Here is a 19,407-nt window from a genome sequence, read left to right as displayed (position 1 = left end):
TATTCTTTTAAGAATATTCACAAATATTGAGTAAATAGATGAGTAAAAGTTTATTATATGTTATATTGGTTTTTTATTTTATCTCGGATAATTTAATTTACTTATTTTCTGATCAGATTTCTCAATATATATTACTGATTTCCTTAAGTATTTATTCTACTTTAGTTTTATCACAGAAAAAGTTAACAGTTATTTCAATTGAAAAATGTTTTCTATATCTATTTCTATGTTTTCTTCTTTTTAGTAGTATCTATCATAGATCTATAGACCTTTTATTGAATGGCCTGTTGATTTCTATTCCGTTTTCCACATTAGAAAATAAAATAGAAATAAATGTTAACTTTATTAATTTTCTTTTTATTGTTCAAATTTGCTTTTCTATATTAACATATTATCAGGGAGTAAATACTTATGGGTTTATTCCAGGCCAAGCAGGCGGAGTAATGAATTGGAGAATATCGCTCTTTGGTATGCAAAGTCCTCCATATACTGGCTTTATAGCTTCAATTGTTTTGTTATTTAATTTTTTTAATAATAAGACAAAAAATAAGTGGTTTTTTATTGCATTGTGCGCTTACTGGGTTGCTTTTTCTGGTTCCAGAACAATGTATATATATTGGCTCGTGTTTTTTTTGTTTACTATTGTCATTAAAAAAGAGAGATTTTTTTTGAAATCTTATTTGCCATATTGCATTTTACTTTCGGTATTGCTAGGATCTTTTTTTGTAGAATTTATTCTAGGGTATTTGCAAAGTATAAATATGGTCGCTTTTTTAATTCGGACTCAGGAATATTCTGGCTATAATGATGAATTGGATCTTAGCCGATTAAATCTTTATATTTATTTTTATGATATTTTTATTCAAAATCCTCTTTTAGGTGCAGGAGTTATTTCGGATATCTTTTTGGAAGGTAAAATAATGTCTGGATCAGAAGTTTGGTTTATTACATTATTTTCTAGCGTTGGGATAGCTTCACTATTTTTAAATGTTTTTTTCATTAAGAAACTTAAGTGTTTTATGAAAAAAGATAATAATATTCTTTACTGGGGCTTAGTATTATTTATGGTTTCATTTATGTTGTACAGCAGTTATATAAAGCCTTATAATTATGCAACTGTTTTATTGCTTTTAATAGTATTAAGTAAAAATAATAAACCTCTCTAGTTTTTGTGTCAGCTCTAATTATATCANTTATATAAAGCCTTATAATTATGCAACTGTTTTATTGCTTTTAATAGTATTAAGTAAAAATAATAAACCTCTCTAGTTTTTGTGTCAGCTCTAATTATATCATGTTATAATTATAAATATTTTATTTAATAAATTAATTTTGTTTTAAGAGATTCAATCTATTAATATATAAATATATTAATATTTAACCATATGTTATGAAATGTTTTTATCAATAGATGGAGGTGTTTAGATATTTTTTAACGATTGACAATGCGAAATTTATTAATTTTAATGTTATCATAGAATGTCAATGTTAAATACTAATTTATTCCTCGTATACTCTCCATTTCAATTAATTGGTGTTTTAGAAGCTATTAATTATTTTAAGTATTCTAAAACCAATATTATTATAGTATATCTTAATAGTGATTCAAAAAATTGTGTAAAATCACTAAACTGGTTCTTCCAACTTTTACCATTTGAAGTACAATTCATAAACGTTCAACATTCAAGATCTATTAAGAGCTGGATTTATAAGATGAAATTACTGAAGAGTTTCGTAAAAGTGCATGTAGATACTTTATACATTGGAGATCTGAGGGAAGATACAATGAAATTATTTGTATCGAATTTAAATTTTTCCAGATTATTTCATTTAGATGACGGTGCTTCAACATTAAATATTAGAGATTTACTAAAAGAAAATCCCCTAAATTTAGTGGTTTCTACCAACATTATCAAGCGTGCTTTATTTACGATATTTAATTTCTCTTTATATAAGAGAATTCAACTTAATTGGTTTACTATTTTTGATTTTTTTCCTGTAGGGAGTGAAAAGATTATAAATCATAATTTTTTGTTTCTTAAATCTACTGTAATCCTTGATAATAAATCTAAAGTAAATTCACAAAGTCTATATTTTATTGGTTCAAATTTAATTAATGCAGGAGTAGTTTTATCGCCAAATGACTATTTGCAGTTGCTTGCTAAGGCTTTCACGAAGATTTCTTCATCAAAAATTACGTATTTGCTTCATAGACATGAAGATGTATCACTTTTAGAAGTTTTGAAGAATCATTTTGATATTGAATTTGTATCTTCTAATGAGCCTATTGAAATTACTTTTTCTAAAAAGGACTTAAATGGCTGCGTATTGGCTTCATTTTATTCTACTGCATTGTTTACTTTGAATAAACTAGTGAATTGTGAGATGCTTATGATAAATATCCCAGAGTTTTATTTAAGTAAAGAGCATTCAGAAAATACACTTAATGTTCAAAAATATTATTCCTCCATTTTTAAGTCAATTATAATTTAAATTGGTAAGAAAATTTTTTTGTAAGGTATATGGTTCTACTCTTGTTAAGTCATCAGGGATATATACTATAGTTAATTTCTTAAATAAGGTATTTCCTTTTATACTTTTGCCAATATTATCACGTGAGCTTAGCTTAGAAGAATTTGGTGAATTTTCTATCTATAGAACTTCAATTAGTTTTTGTATACCTTTGGTAGGACTATCCTTATCAGAATTCATAATTAGGAAATTTTTTGAAAATTTAAATGTACATTATATTTCTACAATAATAATTCAAGTAATTGCCAATAGTATTATCTTGTTAACAATTTCACTTTTTTATTCTGAGTTTATTCTGACATTAATGGGAATGGATTCCATAATGTTTTCTTCAGCTATTATAATAGCTCTTAGTACTTGTGTAAATAATATTCATAGAGGCATACTTCGTTGTGTCAATAACAATTCTTTTTTTGCAGTATTGGTTTTGGGTCAATCAATTTTATATTTTTTAGTTATTTTCTGCTCTTATTGGTTTTTTGGAATAAGTCTTTTTCTTGCTGTGATTGTCGAAGTAATAGTTTTTGTAATATTTTCATCTGTATCGGTTTACCTTTTATATAGGAAGTATGGCTTTTCTTTAAAGTTTAAAAAATCTTACCTTAAAGAAGGACTTAATTATTCATCACCTCTTTTTTTAAATAGTATAATGATTTACTCCTTTGCACTATTGGACAGATACATCATAAATTATCAATTAGGCTCCCAAGATGTGGCTTTATATGTTGGGGTTTTTCAGCTGGCATCCATTTTTCAGGTTTTAGGTAGCTCTTTTAATTCTGCATGGTTTCCGTGGGTTTTTAAATACTTATCATCTAAGCCAAGTATAAACTTAATAATAAGATATAATTTTTATATTTTACTTATTTTTCTTTTTCTTAGTTTGATTTTCCTTGCAGTATGCTATAGCTTAGTTGAGCCAGTTTTAGGTGCAAAATTTTTGAATGGTAGAATTCTCCTTTATGGATTTGTTAGCGCAATTTTTTTTCAAATTATTTACTGGATATTTTCTCCAGTCATTCAATACACTAAAAACAATTGGATACTTACTTATCCAATAATTCCAATTCTTTTATTGAGTTTGATTCTTAATTTGGTATTTCTATCTCAATATGGTATACTATTTGCTTCTTTTGTATATTCCCTTTCTTGGTTTATTTTAGCATCTATTACTATATTCTATTCTATTAAAATAACTAATGGTATCCAAACTGTTTAAGTTTTACAAAACGCTGTTATGCCAAGTTTTCACATTCATTGTTGAAAGGAAATTAGTAAACCGTCCTATTAGATTAAAGGTTAATGGTTTTAGTGTAGTTAATAATAATACAATAATAGGAGACTACTCCAACTTAAATGGTTTGAAAATTCATGGTTTAGGGAAAGTTTCTATTGGCAAATATTTTCATTCTGGATTTGATTGTTTAATAATTTCTAGCAATCACAATTACAATGGTGATAAAATTCCCTATGATAATACTAATATTGAAAAGGATGTATCAATTGGGGATTTTGTTTGGATGGGATCTAAAGTTATTGTGTTGGGTGGTGTCACTATTGGAGAAGGAGCTATAATTCAAGCTGGTGCTGTAGTAATTAAGGACGTTCCTCCTCTAGGAATAGCTGGGGGGAATCCAGCGATTACTTTTTCAAAGAGAAATTCTGAGCACTATTTCAAACTAAAATCTAAAGGAGAATTCTTTTAATATGATTAAAATACTTCATCCTCTTTTATGCTATTATCCATCTCAAGCTGGTGGGCCAGCAAATACTTTATATTGGTTGAATTTAGCTTTGGACAAAGCTCGATTTAGCACAACTGTTCTTTCTACTGATTTTGGATTGGATACAGAAAGTTCTTTAACTGCTGTGTCAAAGAAAGTAATTAATCCTACACATCACGTTCAATTTTTAAAGTCAAGAGGGATTGAATTTTTGAAAATTGGGATGAGATCAATCAACGAAGGCGATATTATTCAATTTTCCAGTATATTTTTTCCTCCCACATTACCACTTTTGATAAGAGCAATTATAAAAGGTAAGAAGGTGATCCTGTCACCTAGAGGTGAACTTTATCCTGCAGCGTTAAAAATTAATTCTTTTCAAAAAAAAATATGGGTGAAAGTTATCAGAATTTTTCAAACTAAAATTCACTTCCACGCCACAAATGATTTTGAAAAAGGAATTATATCAGAATTCTTCCCGAGAGCTAAAGGTGTTTCTGTAATACCCAACTTTGTTAAGATTTCAAAAAAGCAAGAAAATGAATTTATTGAGAATCAACTTCTATTTATTGGCAGAATCAATCCTATAAAAAATATTGACTTATTAATTAAAGCAATTGCAAAATCCCAAAATGTGTTGAATAGAAAAGTTAAGTTAATTATTGCAGGATCAGCACGATTACCTTATGAAATAGCTTATCAAAAAAAGTTAATTCAACTAGTGAAAGACCTTAATCTTCGGGAATCTATTACTTTTATAGGTCATATACAGGGTCCCGAAAAGGATAAATTAATCGCTTCTTCTTATGCACTAATTCTTCCTTCACAATCAGAGAATTTTGGAAATGTGGTTTTAGAAGCTTTGGCGCAAGGAACCCCTGTTATTGCTTCAAAAAACACTCCATGGGAAATTTTAGAGGAGCATAATTCAGGGTATTGGGTCACTGGGTCTGAAGAGGCTATTTGCAATTCTATTGTCCAAATTATTAATTTAAAGAAACATGATTATTTAAGAATGAGAACTAATGCTTATTCATTGTGCTCATCCAAATTTGATGTTGATTCTAATATTTTTGTTTGGGAAAATCTATATAAAAATTTAACTAATGTTTAAGAATAAAACTCTTTTAATCACCGGTGGAACCGGTTCTTTTGGAAATGCTGTACTTAGACGCTTTCTAGATTCTGATATTGAAGAAATCAGGATCTTTTCACGCGATGAAAAAAAGCAACATGATATGCGTGTAGCTTTAAACAGTCCGAAAGTCAAATTCTATATAGGAGATGTGCGTGATTATAATAGTTTGGATACTGCTTTAAAAGGTGTTGATTATGTCTTTCAGGCCGCTGCCTTAAAGCAGGTTCCATCCTGTGAATTCTTTCCAATGGAGGCTACAAAAACTAATGTCTTTGGTACAGAGAATGTAATCAAAGCCTGTGTAGCAAATAAAATCAAGAATGTAATCTGCCTAAGTACGGATAAGGCTGCATATCCTATTAATGCAATGGGCATGACTAAGGCTTTGATGGAGAAAGTTGCTGTAGCGGAATCCAGAAACATCCGCGAAAATAAGACTAAAGTCTGTCTGACCCGCTATGGGAATGTAATGGCTTCAAGAGGATCTGTAATACCACTTTTTATTGAGCAACTGAAGGAGGGGAAAGCATTGACAATCACTGATCCTAAAATGACCAGATACCTGATGTCACTAGATGAAGCAGTGGATTTGGTCTTGTTTGCCTTTGAGCATGGTAATCAAGGTGATTTATTTGTGCAAAAAGCCCCGGCTTCTACTATTGGAGATTTAGCGATTGCACTGAAAGAGTTATTTAATTCTGATTCTGAAATTAATATTATTGGAACCCGTCATGGCGAGAAGCTTTTCGAAACCCTGTGCACCAGAGAAGAAATGTTGAAAGCAGATGACTTAGGAGATTTCTTCAGAATTCCAGCAGATAATAGGGATTTGAATTATGGAAGTTATTTTACAGAAGGAAATACGCACGCTTCTGAATTAGTCGATTACAATTCACATAACACTAAAAGACTAACCATACCTGAGATCAAGGAGAAATTGATGAGTTTGGAATATATTCAGGATGAACTGAAAAATTGGAACAAATAATGAGCAGCAAATTGAAAATAGTCACTGTAGTGGGGACACGTCCTGAAATTATTAGATTAGCAGAGTGTATTAAGAAATGCGATGTGTTTTTTGATCATATTCTAGTTCATACTGGCCAGAACTACGATTATACATTGAATCAGATTTTCTTTGAAGACCTCCAACTGAGAGAACCAGATCATTATCTGAATGTGGCAGGTAAACATTTAGGTGAGACTATAGGAAACGTGATATCTAAATCTTACGAGCTATTATCCGAGATCAAACCAGATGCCTTACTGGTGTTAGGGGATACCAACAGCGTACTGTGTACTATCGCTGCTAAGCGCCTGAAAATTCCAATTTTTCATATGGAAGCTGGAAATCGTTGCTTTGATCAGAATGTACCGGAAGAAATAAACCGAAAAATCTCTGATCACATCTCAGATATTAACTTAACCTATACTGAAAATAGTAGAAGATATCTGCTTAGTGAAGGGTTTCGAAAAGATCATGTGTTTGTAACAGGATCTCCTTTAAAAGAGGTTTTGAATAAATATGGGTCTGAAATATTTGATTCCAATGTAGTTCAAAAATTGGGATTAGAAGCTAAAAAATATCTTGTAGTCAGTGCCCATCGAGAAGAAAATATTGATTTGAAAGACCATTTCAATATTTTGTCAGAAGCTCTTAATGAAGTGGCTGAAAAATACCAGATGCCAATCATTTTTAGTACGCATCCAAGGACTAGAAATAAAATCCAAGCTAGTGGAATCAAATTCCATGGATTGATCAGAAATATTGAACCACTTGGTTTTTTTGATTATGTGAAATTGCAAAAAGAAGCGTTTGTGGTGCTGTCGGATTCTGGAACAATTTCTGAAGAATCAGCAATGATGGATTTTCCAGCTGTGAGTATACGAACTAGTACAGAAAGACCTGAGGCTATTGATGCAGGAACAATCGTGCTAGGTGGAATCAGTACTGATAGTATGTTACAATCTATTCCAATTGCACAAGAATTGCATGAGAGCGGACAAGCGCATCTACCTATGGAATATCAGGTGACAAATTGTTCTACCCGAGTAATCAGAGCGATTCAGAGTTATACTTCTATTGTTAATAAAGTTACTTGGAATAAATAATGCAAAAGCTATTAATATTAGGATCAACCGGAATGCTTGGTCATCAAGTGTTTTTCAATATGGAGAAATCCAAGGAATTTCAGGTTTATGATCTTTCTTTTAGAAATAAGCTAAGGGATCAAACAATCATTTGTGATATCACTGATTTCACCAAGCTAGAAAAAATCATAAAAGAAATAAGGCCTGATGTACTAATTAACTGCATAGGCATTTTAATAGAAGGCTCAAATCAAAATCCTAAAAATTCAATTTTGATTAATGCTTACTTTCCACACTGGCTTACAAGTGTTGCTGATGAAATTGATTCAAAGGTGATTCATATTTCTACTGATTGTGTTTTTTCAGGTAAAAAGGGAGGTTATTTGGAGTCTGATTTTCGGGATGCTGATGATGTTTATGGGCGAGGTAAAGCATTGGGCGAGATATTTTCTAATAAGCACCTTACGTTGAGAACTTCAATTATTGGTCCAGAGATTAAGCAAAAAGGCGAAGGATTGTTCCATTGGTTTATGAAACAAGAAGGTGAAATAAATGGGTTCACAAAAGCATTTTGGGGAGGAGTAACGACTATTGAACTTTCTAAAGTAATTTTATCTGCTATTAAACAAAACCTATCCGGATTGTATCATGTTACTAATGGAATCTCTATAAATAAATACGATTTATTGAATTTATTCAAAAAATATTCTAATAAGAATATTACCATTAATGAAGTTGAAGGCAAGCATGTAGATAAATCTCTGAGTGATACGCGTAAAGCATTAAATAGACAAATTCCTTCATATTCTAAGATGATTGAGGAAATGATAACTCTTATCAAAACGAACCCAGAATTGTATAATAATTATAGGATAGATTAAAATGAGAGTATTATTACTAGTTGATGATTATATACCAAAGAGTACCAGAATTCATGGCAAAATGGTTCATCAGCTTGCTGCCGAATTAGCGAAAGCTGGGCACAATTCTACTGTTGCGACTCCAGATTCTACTATTGATAAATCTTATGTTAGGGAAATGTTAGAAGGAGTTGAGGTCTTGCGTTTCTATTCTCCGGAAACTAGAGTAGCCTCTAAGATAAGGCGTGCAATTAATGAATCTCTGCTATCATATTTTGCTTGGAAGAATTTAAGAGGAATTTTTAATAGGGAGAAGTTTGATTTAATAATCATCTATAGTCCAACTATCTTTTTTGGACCGTTTGTGAAAATTTTTAAGAAGAAATGGGGCGCGGAAACATTTTTGATTCTAAGAGATGTTTTTCCCCAATGGGCAATAGACCAGGGATTAATAAAAAAAGATTCTATAATTGGTCGATATTTTAAATTTTTTGAAAAATTAAATTATAATGTATCAAATAGGATTGCACTTCAATCTCCCAAAAATAAGGTATGGTTTGATTTAAGGTTTCCCGAATACTCAGAAAAAACATGTATAGTTTATAATTGGACTAATGAATTTGGGGATAATTTAGCTTATAAAACTAATTATAGGAATCATTTGGGTTTAGAGGGTAAAATTATTTTCTTCTATGGAGGTAATATGGGAGAAGCTCAAGATATGATGAATTTGGTGAGATTAGCAGAAAATATTAAGGATCATAAACATGCTCATTTTGTATTTGTAGGAAATGGCGGGGAATATGAAAAAGTTAAAAGTTCTATTTCATCAAAGAAACTTGAAAATATTACACTTTTAGATTCAGTTTCCCAAGAGGTATATAAAGAAATGCTAGCAGAGTTTGATATTGGGTTAATCACTTTGCATCGGAACCACACTACTCATAATTTTCCAGGAAAATTGCTAGGCTACATGGCAGAGGGTAAACCAATACTAGGCAGTGTGAATACTGGTAATGATTTAATTGAACTGATTGAAGATTCAGGTTCAGGATACGTGACTGAAAATGGTCAAGATAATATTTTCAAAGAAAATGCTCTAAAGTTAATATATAGTAATTCACTAAGACTTGAAATGGGTAAAAATGGAAATAAATTACTCAAAAATACTTTTTCAACACAACATATAATTGATTCAATAATTAAATAAAATTAAAATGAAAACAATATTAGTAGGATTAAATGAACTTAATTTTGAATATATAAGATATTATATATCAGAAGGGTGGTTGCCAAATTTTAAGAAACTATTTTCAGAAAATAAGATTGTTGAAACCACCTCTGAAGGGAAATATGAGTTGCTTGAACCTTGGATTCAATGGGTAACTGTCACTACAGGTAAAACTTATGAGGAGCACCAAGTTTTTAGACTGGGGGATATTGTTGGAAGACAAGATTTGAAGCAAATATTCGAGACAATAGAAGAGAGAGGCTATTCTGTAGGTGCTGTAAGTCCGTTTAATGTTGATAATCGATTACAATCCCCAAGTTTCTTTGCCCCAGATCCCTGGACCCAAACGAAAGCAGTTGGTTCATCTACCTTTGTAGGCTTAAGCAATGCTGTTTCCCAAGCAGTAAATGACAATGCCCACGGTAAATTGACAAAAGAATCTATTATAGCTTTACTTAAAGGACTATTGACATATACCTCCGTTAAAGATTATTCTTTTTACATTGAGAAAGTGTTGAAAATAAAATCCCAGGTGGGTGTAAAGGCTCTAATTCTGGATAAATTACTTGCAGACACTTTTATAGCGGAATGGGACAATAAAAAGCCAGACTTTTCAAATTTATTTTTGAATACAGGAGCTCATTTTCAACATCACTATATGTTTAATTCAAGTGCTTATAAAGGTGAGCTCTCCAATCCAGTGTGGTATTGTGCCAAAGGCCAAGACCCTTTAATCGAAATATTAAAGGTTTATGACCAAATAATTGGCGAACTAATGCTAAAACCAGTAAGATTGGTCGTGGCTACTGGTTTGCATCAAAAGCCTCACAAGCACACGACCTTTTACTGGAGACTTAAAGAGCATAAGCAATTTTTGCAGTTAATCGGAATTGATAACTATGCAAGTGTTACGCCGAGAATGTCAAGGGACTTTTTAATTGACTTTCCATCAGAGAAAGAAGCAGGTTTAGCGGAAGAGAATTTAAATACTTTTATTGCTGAGAAAGATCATATTAAGATTTTTACCGTAGATAATCGAGGGAAAAGCCTTTTTGTGGAACTTACGTATCCAAATGATATAGTTGAAGATTTTAATATCATAGGTAAAACAAAAGTTGGAAACTTCAAAAACTATGTTTCCTTTGTTGCTATAAAAAATGGTGAGCATGATGGGATTGGTTATTTGATAGATACAGAAAACAAAATAAAGCAGGATAGAATAGAACTTAAAGATGTTTATAATCTTCTATTGGAAGATTTTGCTCCAAAAAAAATAATTGATTAGTTACTTACGTGATATGATAGAAACTAGATCCAAAGCATATTATGAAATACCTGTTATTAATTAAACATTTGATAGCTAGAATATATTAAAAAAGGTTCTACCACGAATTTAATGGAAAACAGGCCCAATTAAGAGGGATCAGCAGCATGCACTTAAAATGGAATGCTATTATTGAGCCTTTAAAGGCCATTAACTGGAGAGCATTTCTTTATTTATACCAACTAGAATCTATGTTTTCCACTAACTTAAGGGTAGAACCTTAAAAAATTATCCCAAATTACATTTGACTAAACCCACTCTTATTCCCATTTCAGTTCACAGTGACGAGCGAGGTGAGCTGCGCTATTGCAATGAATTTGATTTGTCAACTGCTAAGCGATTTTATGCAATTACTTTCGGTGAAAAGGATCAAGTAAGGGCGTGGCAGGCTCATAAAATTGAAACCAAAGCTATTATGCCGATCAGTGGAATCAGTAAAATTGTTTTGGTGGAATTAAGCGATTTTGATAAGGGAATAGCCGAAGAAATAGTTGAATATACATTAGATGCGAGCTACCCAACTATTTTGCTTGTTCCAGAAGGATATGCTAATGGACTTCAATCAAAGTCATCAGATTCATCCCTTATGATTTTTTCTAATTTATCACTGGAGGAAGCTAAAGATGACGATTTTAGATTTGAGAAGGAGTGGTTTTACATTTGGTAGACATATGAAAAATACAATAGCTTCTTTTCTTTTTTTATTGATTTCGGGGATTTCTTTCTCTCAATCCATCCCAGCTAATTTCCCAGTTTTGGAAGAAAATGGTAGACGTAGCCAAATAGTTGACTCCTCCTATAAATCTACCTCATTTTTTTTAAGGCCTATTTTAGCTGATACTATCCATAGTCCGTTTTCTGAAATTTTTAATGACAATCAATTATCTATTAAAATCAGCCCATTCATTAATACTACCCGTATTAGTTCGAAAAGACCGTATGGATGGGGAGATAATGGAATGATTCCTAATCCAGGTTTTCAAACCTATTTTTCGGGTGGGGTAGAAGCTAAATATAAGTTTATCAATCTCACTTTTAGACCAGAAATTGTCGTAGCCCAAAACAAAGGTTTTTTAACCCATTTGGATCAGTTTACGGAAGCTCAATTAAGAAGTAAGTTTTTTATTTGGAATTGGGGAGATTTTCCGGAAAAATTTGGAGATGGCTGGGTGCTAAACCCATGGTGGGGTCAATCCAAACTTACTTTTCAATATGGTTCATTTGAAATAGGCGCTTCTACTCAAAATATTTGGTGGGGGTCTGGACAATGGAATTCTTTAACCTTCTCAAATAATTCCCAAGGGTTTCCTCATATTACATTCAATACAATAAAACCCGTCAAAACCTTTATTGGCAATTTTGAAACCCAGCTCATCATTGGTCAACTGAAAAATTCTGGTTTAGCCCCTTCCCAGTATCCAAATTTAAATGAGAAATACTTTACTCCTTTTTCTGGGGATTGGCGCTATCTGAATGCCTTGATGGTGTCTTATAATCCGAAGTGGATACCCAATTTGTATGTAGGTTTTGCAAGAACATTCCAAGTGTATAATAATGCCAGAGGAGACACATTCTATGATTGGCTTCCGGTATTTGAGGCATTTCAAAAGGAGAAGTTTTTTGATAGTGGTCATTCTGTTGGCTATGATGGATGGGGGCAAGACCAGCAGATGGTGATTTTTGGTAGATATTTAATTCCTAAAGCCAAAGCTGAAATATACTTTGAATATGGTAGGCGAGATCATGCATATAATTGGAGAGAGTTTATTCTTAATCCTGAGCATGCCAGGGCTTATATTTTGGGTTTTAATAAGTTATTTGATTCTCCGTTACCTAATAAACTATTCCAGATACGTGGGGAGATGACCCATCAGCAGGAATCTGTCAATCGATATATTCGTCATGGAGGCTTAGGAGGTTTGGGGGGTGGACTTTCTTGGCATACACACAATCCTGCTAGAGGATTTGTGCAAAATGGGCAGCCGCTTGGAGTAGGAATAGGCGTAGGTTCGAATGTGCAGACGCTTGAATTCTCCTTAGTAGAAGATATGGATAAGATAGGGTTCGTAGTTGAGCGCTTAGTCAATAATCAGGACTTTTACTACAAAGCCCAACTTCAGGATACAGAACGAAAACCCTGGGTGGACCTTTCCATAGGTTTCCTATTTGATAAGAAATGGGACAATCTTCTCCTTAGCTCCAAACTGCAATTTATCCAAGCCCGAAACTACCAATGGCAGCTTGACCCGACCAGTACACCTGACTTTCCAAAAGGAGAGAACCTTACCTCCTTTATGGCGCAGACCAGTTTGATCTACTTTTGGAATAAGGGGAAGCAGTAGTGAGGTGACAGTCGCAGTTACCAGTCCGTGTGCTATCGGCATCAGTCATTATGATCCGTCTCGCTAAAAGATCTGTTGTAAGAGTCTAGTCCAACTTGAGAAAATTAATGCTGAGTATTTTCAGATTGGGTAAATATTCCTCACTTACCTAGATGACTGTCTTAATTTTAACTTCACAGGTAAAAAAATATAGTGCAGTTTTTCATAAGCTACAATCTTAAGAAAAATGCTCTTTTTTGTTGTTTAAATTACATTTAGAATTGTTCATGCTTAATTTATTAATAGATGGAATAGTTAAACTTTTTACCTTAATATTAATTTATTCGTAATGGCAGGGCAATTGCTTTAATTTTTTTTAAATTTGCTCCTCATAAACCAACTCAGTATGTTTTTTTTATTCGCCACACTTACGGCCTTCTCTGTAGGGATTTTAATCACGCCAATCCTTATTTCCTTTCTGAAAAAATTCAAAATAGGAGACCATCCGGGAGGTAGAAAAATCCACAAAGCATTTATACCTTCTATGGGAGGGATTTCATTTGTAATAGCAGCTGCCGTTACATTAGCAATATGGGGTTGGCAATTTCCGCTTCCTGATGTGAGATACATTTTGGGAGCGATCCTGCTGATGTTTATTGTAGGCTTAAGAGATGATCTGGTTGAATTAAAGGCATCCAGAAAGTTACTGGGACAATTAGTTGCTGTATTATTAGTGGTGGTAGTAGCTGATGTGAGAATTAAAGATTTTCATGGATTCCTGGGCATAGGTGAATTGCATGATGTGGTAAGCTACCTTTTCTCCGGTTTGGTGTTATTGGCTCTTACCAATGGATTTAACTTGATTGATGGATTGGATGGTCTAGCCAGTACTATAGCCGTGATTTCTTTTAGTTGTATGGGGGTGTGGTTTCTTGTTCAAGGGGCAGAAAGCTATGCGCTAATCTCGTTCACCTTTCTTGGTGGTATTTTTGCTTTCCTTGCATTCAATTGGCATCCCGCCAAGATTTTTATGGGGGATACAGGGTCTTTGACCTTAGGATTTACGCTGGGAACTTTAATTATTGGCTTTATGGGCATCAACGAAGGTTTGCCGGAAGGTGCCTTTTTGAAAATTGAATCTACATTTGCTGCTTCGGTTGCGCTTATGATGTTTCCCTTATATGATATGGGGAGAGTGTTTACCAGAAGGCTTTCCCAGGGGAAAAAGCCAATGAGTCCGGATAAATCCCATGTTCATCATTTCTTGATGAGAATTGGTTTGAAGCATAATCACGTAGCGCTGATTTTAGGCTCACTTCAGCTAGGTATTATTCTTTTGGTCTTTTTCATGAGGGATTTGTCAGATAATATTGTGCTTCCACTTATTGTTATGATTTCTATGTTATTAGGCTATAGGCTAGATAAGGTTACCGTCCACTATTTGAAGAAAAAGGTAGCGATGCAACCAAAGGTATTGGAAGTAAGACCTGTACAGGTTCATCAAAAATCTAAGATTAAATTGGATAAAAGTGAATTTAAAGAGTCAAAAGTAAATATGAATTGATTTCAATAAAATGGAATTACTAAAGGTCTCTCAGCATTGGGAGACCTTTTTTTTGTAAAAGCGTACAAGCAATTAACCTTTCCCGATATCGGGACTCCTTAACCATTTAACCTTTAACCCTTAACTCCCTTAACTCCCTTAACTCCCTTAACCAATTAACTCTTAACCCGTTAAATGTTAATAGTTAAAAGTAAACCCCTTAACCAATTAACTTTTAACCTCATTAACCTTTAACCACTTAACCCTAAACCTTTCAATCCGTCTCTACCGATCTATTCTTAATTAGGCATCTTTCTTGTTAGGATTTTAAATACAAAATTTAGGATTTTAAATTCATTATAATTGCTTTAAAATATGGTTAGGGGTTTTATTATTGCGTTTATTATAATGTGTTTGGGTCAAGCCGTATCGGCTCAGGGCAATCATCTGTCTATCGGGATTGGACCTTCATTAATGTATTCCGATTATTCTGGCTACTACAGGGATATGAAATTTAAGGTTCAGCCCGCTATTACTCTCTCGATCAATCAACAAATGAATGAATTTGTCGGACTTAGGGGTTCCATTGGGATCCAAATCTTCAATGCAGGAGGCTATTATCCTGTGAACTCACAGAAGGTCATTAACTGGGGAAATGAAGATAAGCCATTTGATTCGAAAGGAAGGGGCTACTTTGCTGATGTAATGCCAATGTTAACCACCAATCCCAATGCAGCAGGAATGCTTATGTCTTCTATACAATTCTATGCAGGCTTGGGCTTTGGGGTTATGTTTGTTGAAAGAGAGCAGAAAACCCTAAAAAACGGGGTTCTTATAAATGGTGTAAAGGGGAGACACGAAATTGTAGGTGAATTGGTTGAAGGCGACATTATCACATCCGATGAAACCAGTTTTGTGCCTTATATTCCCTTAAGAACCGGAATAAGTACAAATTTTAGTGGTGATTGGGATTTTGCCTTAGAATTTGTACTAATCGTTGCGACCAATTCGGAATTGGATGGAAACAACATGAAAGACAAAAAAATAACTCCAGATATGTCGGGTCAAATCCAATTTACAGCTAAATGGTATTTTGGTCAAGCTTGGTAAATTGATACTTGCATTGATGGAGGAAGTATCAGGTAGGACGAGCCAAGAGGTTAGAATCAAGCTTGCCTGCCTGAATGTGGTCCTGCTGATTGCAAGTAGGAATCTAAGACTTGGCTGGTGGGAATCATCATCCGATATCGGATCTCTAAAGGATCCTACTTCGAATGCTGAGACTACTTCGGCTCGTTCCTCACCTCGCCCGCCTAAAGGACAGGCAGGCAGTGACGTTTAAAACGTCATTCGAATGACTTAGCAGAGAAGAAATTGTGATTGTTGGAAATAACAATCCAGCCAGACTTACCCCCACTTATTTGTTGTCTTACCATAGGCAGTTATTCCATTAGCACATTGGCTTAGTGTTATGGCGTTGGGTTGTCAAAATAGCGGGCCAGCGTTTGACATGTGCGGTGGAAGTATTATTTTGACGATGGCTTTTGGATACTTTTGGCCAAAACCAAAAGTATCAGAGAAAGGAACTTTACCTATAAAATAAGTGTGGGAGATGTAAGAGATGGTTTCTGTGGCGGATCACCCAGAAGTGAGACTTGGTACTTTTGCCTGCCCACCTCACGAGGGGTCTCAAAAGTATTAGAGAATAAACCTTATATAATAAGGGTGAATATGTAAAAGATATCGTTCTCGGATATGAAACGTAGGGCATTTCGAAGCAGCAAACTTGTACACCGAGACAAAGCTAGCGAAGAAACTGACACTTGCGGAAACCCTTGTCCGTCCTATGTTTTATACCCATTGCCCAGTTAACTATGTAGTTCAAATTCATTTGCGACAAAGTCGATACCATTGTTCATTTGCTTTCAAAATTTTATAGATTGCCTCTGGCTTATCAGCAGCAGGTTCCACATGAGTTATCGCCCAATTGGGAAAGCACATTTCAATTTCTTTACGACTTGCTCCGCTCGGCAAAAAGGCTCGCCATTTAGGGTCCCATACAAGTAAAAGTATTATCGCGTCTTGAGCAGCAATATTATTTATTGCCTTTCCCATTGCAATTCGTTGTGAACTACTCAATCCATGGAAAGTTCCGGTGTCTAAAAGTAATTTATAGCCGTTTCCAATTTTGTGAAGTTCGGTTACATCATCCTTAACAAGTTTGACATCCACACTTTCATTTTTTATACGCTCTTCAGCTCGTTGCAGTGCTTTATCCACTATGTCAACACCTGTAACATCCCACCCTCGTTGTGCCAAACTGATTGCCCATATACCGCTACCGCAACCAATATCGAGCGCTTTACCAAAAGGAGCAGTTTTGCCACTTTCTTCTCGCTCGAAGATCTTTGTGATTTTCTCGACAAATGGATTGTGGCGTTCGGCATCCTCCCAGGGGTGAAAGCCAATTGAATATGCAAACTTGTAATTCATGGTAATTTATTTTAGTTAATACAAATTTGTTGAAATACCGTCTGTTTTTTAATTGGGCATAACTATTAAATATCACTAGCTCAAGCCTCCCAACTTTTACTCAAGTAATTCTATATCCAGATTAAATAGACTATTTCCCCTCCAATATCTTCCTTATTGCCTCATTCATCTGAAGCATCGTCTCCATCATCTTCATCATCACTTCAGTTTGTTTTGCGTCAGTTGCTTTGTAAATGCTGTTTGTTTGAATTGCGATGTTATTGGATCCAGTAATTGCCTCAACATAATTACTAGGTTGAGCAGAAATTAATTGAAGTGGATCGATATTAAAAAACTCAGAAACTTTTTGAACCAAATCAACAGTGATTTTACTTTCACCACGCTCATACTTGGTATAAGTAGCTTCTTTAATCCCTAAATATTCAGCGACTTCTAAAGCCTTAGTATCCGTCAACTTACGGAACATGTAGAAATTTCTTCCGATTTTTTTGTTCTCCAAAACGGTGAATTCTGATTCTTCTCCTTCTCTCATGGTAATGTGGTTTGTTCAAAAATAGGGCTTTTAGGCCTTATAAATGCTGTTTTTTGCAAATAGTAGTATTAAACTATTATTTATAGAGTTTATACTACCGAATTTATTCTTTTTTGGGCAAACATCCAGTTAAAATTGTCTAAGAATCATTTCATATGGGGATTTTTGAGACAATTAGTGCCTTTTTTCATTCTTCTTCTCTCTTTCTGATGAAAGGACAGGACTCATCTGCCTATGATGTAGATTCGATATTGGTTTTAGCATATGGGAATAGACTATCTATTTATGATAGACTTTATCCCCTGAAGCCCAAGAATCCGATCTAAGGATGGGATTACTTTTTCTCCCTGATTGATCCCGAGATGCTAGCAGATTCGGGGCTATCCACACAGATCAGGGAGTGACGGATATCGTCATTGCGAGAAAAGACCCTCGACGATAGGAGAGGGGATTGACGAAGCAATCTCATTGAATAGGTGCACCGAATATGAGACTGCTTCTCCCGATTCTCGGGATCGCAGTGACGCCAATGATGGAGTACATCTGCTGCAGCAGATTATCAGCTCCATTATTTCATTTATTATTCATTAGTGCTGGACTGCCGGAAAGCAGTAGGGTGCCTGCCTGCCGTAGGCAGGGGATTGCTATGTCTTGTTTAGAGCCAAGAATCGAGAGTCAAGAGTCAAGAATCTAGCGTTCGTGATTCTACTTTCAGCTTTCAGACTTTCTACTGATACCATTGCGTACAGGTGCGATAGCGCTTCGATTGAATTCGGGCGTGACAAACATCGGTCACCCGACATCGGACATCGGACACCCTACTTCCGTCTTCGGTCTCCGGTCTTCCAACATCGGACACCCGACACCGGACACCTGTCCCGCCGTGGCGGACCCAGCACCAAAAAACATTAAAAGCACATGAAAAAACATCTATTCACATGCTTCCTGGCATCACTATGCCTATACGGAAGCACATCCTCAGCACAGGTTGCTGATTCACCCGGGGCGGATTTTCTTCATAGTCTGCGCCTGCCTGCCGGAGATCGAACCACAGATATAGCGGTACTCGATCCTAAGGCAGGGCTCATCGTCTCCCCTGAACAAGGAGACACCCATCGGGGCGGAATTCTCCGCTCCGATACTCTGCCGGAGGATTTTGATTTGGTTGATCACTCCGGCCTGCCTGCCGACAATCGAATAGCTAAGTTGGCTGTACTCGATAATGTGGCAGGTGCCAAATGGCAGGAGGGCGAAAGCTCTTCTGCCTCAGTGGGGGAGGCCGCTCCGGTGCTGATTTATGGGGAGTTTATGGGATTGATTCCGGAAAAGGAAATCTATCTATACANGCGAAAGCTCTTCTGCCTCAGTGGGGGAGGCCGCTCCGGTGCTGATTTATGGGGAGTTTATGGGATTGATTCCGGAAAAGGAAATCTATCTATACACTTGGCCTAGATACACCGGCAATGGATTTATCTATCAGGAATCTACCAGACAAGAAGTTTCCTTGGACAGACCTACCCTTCAGCGGGGAGGTGCAGGGGAAGTTCGCAGAATCTTTAACGCCAGCAGTCCTTCCTTCATGGATCCCTTTTATTTCTTACTCAGAGATGAAGACAGC

The 19,407-nt window shown here is 34.8% G+C and carries 18 protein-coding genes; 16 read left to right on the top strand and 2 right to left on the bottom strand.

All coding sequences use genetic code 11. The annotated features are described in order from the left end of the window. The first annotated feature begins 38 nt into the window (after positions 1-38). The 15 genes from SYJ56_RS24120 (at position 39) to SYJ56_RS24050 (ending at position 16,106) form a co-directional block, all read left to right on the top strand. Entirely contained in the window at positions 39-1,166 is a 1,128-nt protein-coding gene (locus SYJ56_RS24120; protein WP_323838727.1) for an O-antigen ligase family protein, read from the top strand. 547 nt (positions 1,167-1,713) lie between these two features. Continuing rightward, positions 1,714-2,493, top strand: coding sequence for a hypothetical protein (locus tag SYJ56_RS24115; protein WP_323838726.1), 780 nt, complete (start codon positions 1,714-1,716; stop codon positions 2,491-2,493). A 1-nt stretch (position 2,494) separates the two neighbouring features. Next, positions 2,495-3,751 (top strand): lipopolysaccharide biosynthesis protein, encoded by a 1,257-nt coding sequence (locus SYJ56_RS24110; RefSeq protein ID WP_323838725.1) that lies wholly within the window; start codon positions 2,495-2,497, stop codon positions 3,749-3,751. Further along, a complete protein-coding gene (locus tag SYJ56_RS24105; protein ID WP_323838724.1) occupies positions 3,732-4,238 on the top strand; it encodes an acyltransferase in 507 nt (168 codons plus the stop codon). Before SYJ56_RS24110 ends, SYJ56_RS24105 begins: the two co-directional genes overlap by 20 nt. A 1-nt stretch (position 4,239) precedes the next feature. Then, on the top strand, positions 4,240-5,370 hold the full coding sequence (locus SYJ56_RS24100) for a glycosyltransferase (protein WP_323838723.1): 1,131 nt from the start codon (positions 4,240-4,242) through the stop codon (positions 5,368-5,370). Beyond that, the gene (locus SYJ56_RS24095; RefSeq protein ID WP_323838722.1) at positions 5,363-6,382 is read left to right on the top strand and encodes a polysaccharide biosynthesis protein; all 1,020 of its coding nucleotides are present in this window, start codon (positions 5,363-5,365) and stop codon (positions 6,380-6,382) included. Before SYJ56_RS24100 ends, SYJ56_RS24095 begins: the two co-directional genes overlap by 8 nt. After that, positions 6,382-7,506, top strand: coding sequence for a non-hydrolyzing UDP-N-acetylglucosamine 2-epimerase (wecB, locus tag SYJ56_RS24090; protein ID WP_323838721.1), 1,125 nt, complete (start codon positions 6,382-6,384; stop codon positions 7,504-7,506). Before SYJ56_RS24095 ends, wecB begins: the two co-directional genes overlap by 1 nt. Then, positions 7,506-8,366, top strand: coding sequence for a dTDP-4-dehydrorhamnose reductase family protein (locus tag SYJ56_RS24085; protein ID WP_323838720.1), 861 nt, complete (start codon positions 7,506-7,508; stop codon positions 8,364-8,366). Before wecB ends, SYJ56_RS24085 begins: the two co-directional genes overlap by 1 nt. A gap of 1 nt (position 8,367) precedes the next feature. Next, entirely contained in the window at positions 8,368-9,555 is a 1,188-nt protein-coding gene (locus SYJ56_RS24080; protein ID WP_323838719.1) for a glycosyltransferase family 4 protein, read from the top strand. 7 nt (positions 9,556-9,562) lie between these two features. After that, entirely contained in the window at positions 9,563-10,861 is a 1,299-nt protein-coding gene (locus SYJ56_RS24075) for a hypothetical protein (RefSeq protein ID WP_323838718.1), read from the top strand. Between the two features lie 283 nt (positions 10,862-11,144). Next, the gene (locus SYJ56_RS24070; RefSeq protein ID WP_323838717.1) at positions 11,145-11,567 is read left to right on the top strand and encodes a WxcM-like domain-containing protein; all 423 of its coding nucleotides are present in this window, start codon (positions 11,145-11,147) and stop codon (positions 11,565-11,567) included. A gap of 4 nt (positions 11,568-11,571) precedes the next feature. Next, on the top strand, positions 11,572-13,242 hold the full coding sequence (locus SYJ56_RS24065; RefSeq protein WP_323838716.1) for a capsule assembly Wzi family protein: 1,671 nt from the start codon (positions 11,572-11,574) through the stop codon (positions 13,240-13,242). A 385-nt stretch (positions 13,243-13,627) separates the two neighbouring features. Beyond that, a complete protein-coding gene (locus SYJ56_RS24060) occupies positions 13,628-14,785 on the top strand; it encodes a glycosyltransferase family 4 protein (RefSeq protein ID WP_323838715.1) in 1,158 nt (385 codons plus the stop codon). A 534-nt stretch (positions 14,786-15,319) separates the two neighbouring features. Beyond that, positions 15,320-15,874, top strand: a complete 555-nt coding sequence (locus SYJ56_RS24055) for a hypothetical protein (protein WP_323838714.1) — start codon at positions 15,320-15,322, stop codon at positions 15,872-15,874. Between the two features lie 16 nt (positions 15,875-15,890). Continuing rightward, positions 15,891-16,106: a hypothetical protein gene (locus tag SYJ56_RS24050; RefSeq protein WP_323838713.1), complete on the top strand. Its 216-nt coding sequence runs from the start codon at positions 15,891-15,893 to the stop codon at positions 16,104-16,106. Between the two features lie 545 nt (positions 16,107-16,651). Here the strand turns inward: SYJ56_RS24050 and SYJ56_RS24045 are convergent. Together SYJ56_RS24045 and SYJ56_RS24040 are read right to left on the bottom strand one after the other, a co-directional pair. After that, on the bottom strand, positions 16,652-17,257 hold the full coding sequence (locus SYJ56_RS24045; protein WP_106660970.1) for a class I SAM-dependent methyltransferase: 606 nt from the start codon (positions 17,255-17,257) through the stop codon (positions 16,652-16,654). A gap of 130 nt (positions 17,258-17,387) precedes the next feature. Next, positions 17,388-17,789: a helix-turn-helix domain-containing protein gene (locus SYJ56_RS24040; RefSeq protein WP_323838712.1), complete on the bottom strand. Its 402-nt coding sequence runs from the start codon at positions 17,787-17,789 to the stop codon at positions 17,388-17,390. Positions 17,790-19,194: 1,405 nt separating this feature from the next. On the opposite strand from SYJ56_RS24040, the gene SYJ56_RS24035 reads away from it, so the two are divergent. Next, on the top strand, positions 19,195-19,407 hold a 213-nt coding region (locus tag SYJ56_RS24035), incomplete at its 3' end, for a hypothetical protein (protein ID WP_323838711.1).

The sequence above is a fragment of the Algoriphagus aurantiacus genome (assembly GCF_035156405.1).
Lineage (GTDB): Bacteria > Bacteroidota > Bacteroidia > Cytophagales > Cyclobacteriaceae > Algoriphagus > Algoriphagus aurantiacus.
Note: the sequence above shows the minus strand (reverse complement) of the source record. Positions and strands in the feature narration are given on the sequence as shown.

Excerpts from the sequence above, each read along its gene's own strand:
- SYJ56_RS24040 (WP_323838712.1), bottom strand. The coding sequence starts at position 17,789 with ATGAGAGAAGGAGAAGAATCAGAATTCACCGTTTTGGAGAACAAAAAA.
- SYJ56_RS24075 (WP_323838718.1), top strand. The coding sequence starts at position 9,563 with ATGAAAACAATATTAGTAGGATTAAATGAACTTAATTTTGAATATATA.
- SYJ56_RS24115 (WP_323838726.1), top strand. The coding sequence starts at position 1,714 with ATGAAATTACTGAAGAGTTTCGTAAAAGTGCATGTAGATACTTTATAC.
- SYJ56_RS24120 (WP_323838727.1), top strand. The coding sequence starts at position 39 with ATGAGTAAAAGTTTATTATATGTTATATTGGTTTTTTATTTTATCTCG.
- SYJ56_RS24095 (WP_323838722.1), top strand. The coding sequence starts at position 5,363 with ATGTTTAAGAATAAAACTCTTTTAATCACCGGTGGAACCGGTTCTTTT.
- SYJ56_RS24085 (WP_323838720.1), top strand. The coding sequence starts at position 7,506 with ATGCAAAAGCTATTAATATTAGGATCAACCGGAATGCTTGGTCATCAA.
- SYJ56_RS24045 (WP_106660970.1), bottom strand. The coding sequence starts at position 17,257 with ATGAATTACAAGTTTGCATATTCAATTGGCTTTCACCCCTGGGAGGAT.
- SYJ56_RS24055 (WP_323838714.1), top strand. The coding sequence starts at position 15,320 with ATGAATGAATTTGTCGGACTTAGGGGTTCCATTGGGATCCAAATCTTC.
- wecB (WP_323838721.1), top strand. The coding sequence starts at position 6,382 with ATGAGCAGCAAATTGAAAATAGTCACTGTAGTGGGGACACGTCCTGAA.
- SYJ56_RS24105 (WP_323838724.1), top strand. The coding sequence starts at position 3,732 with ATGGTATCCAAACTGTTTAAGTTTTACAAAACGCTGTTATGCCAAGTT.
- SYJ56_RS24100 (WP_323838723.1), top strand. The coding sequence starts at position 4,240 with ATGATTAAAATACTTCATCCTCTTTTATGCTATTATCCATCTCAAGCT.
- SYJ56_RS24080 (WP_323838719.1), top strand. The coding sequence starts at position 8,368 with ATGAGAGTATTATTACTAGTTGATGATTATATACCAAAGAGTACCAGA.
- SYJ56_RS24065 (WP_323838716.1), top strand. The coding sequence starts at position 11,572 with ATGAAAAATACAATAGCTTCTTTTCTTTTTTTATTGATTTCGGGGATT.
- SYJ56_RS24050 (WP_323838713.1), top strand. The coding sequence starts at position 15,891 with ATGGAGGAAGTATCAGGTAGGACGAGCCAAGAGGTTAGAATCAAGCTT.
- SYJ56_RS24060 (WP_323838715.1), top strand. The coding sequence starts at position 13,628 with ATGTTTTTTTTATTCGCCACACTTACGGCCTTCTCTGTAGGGATTTTA.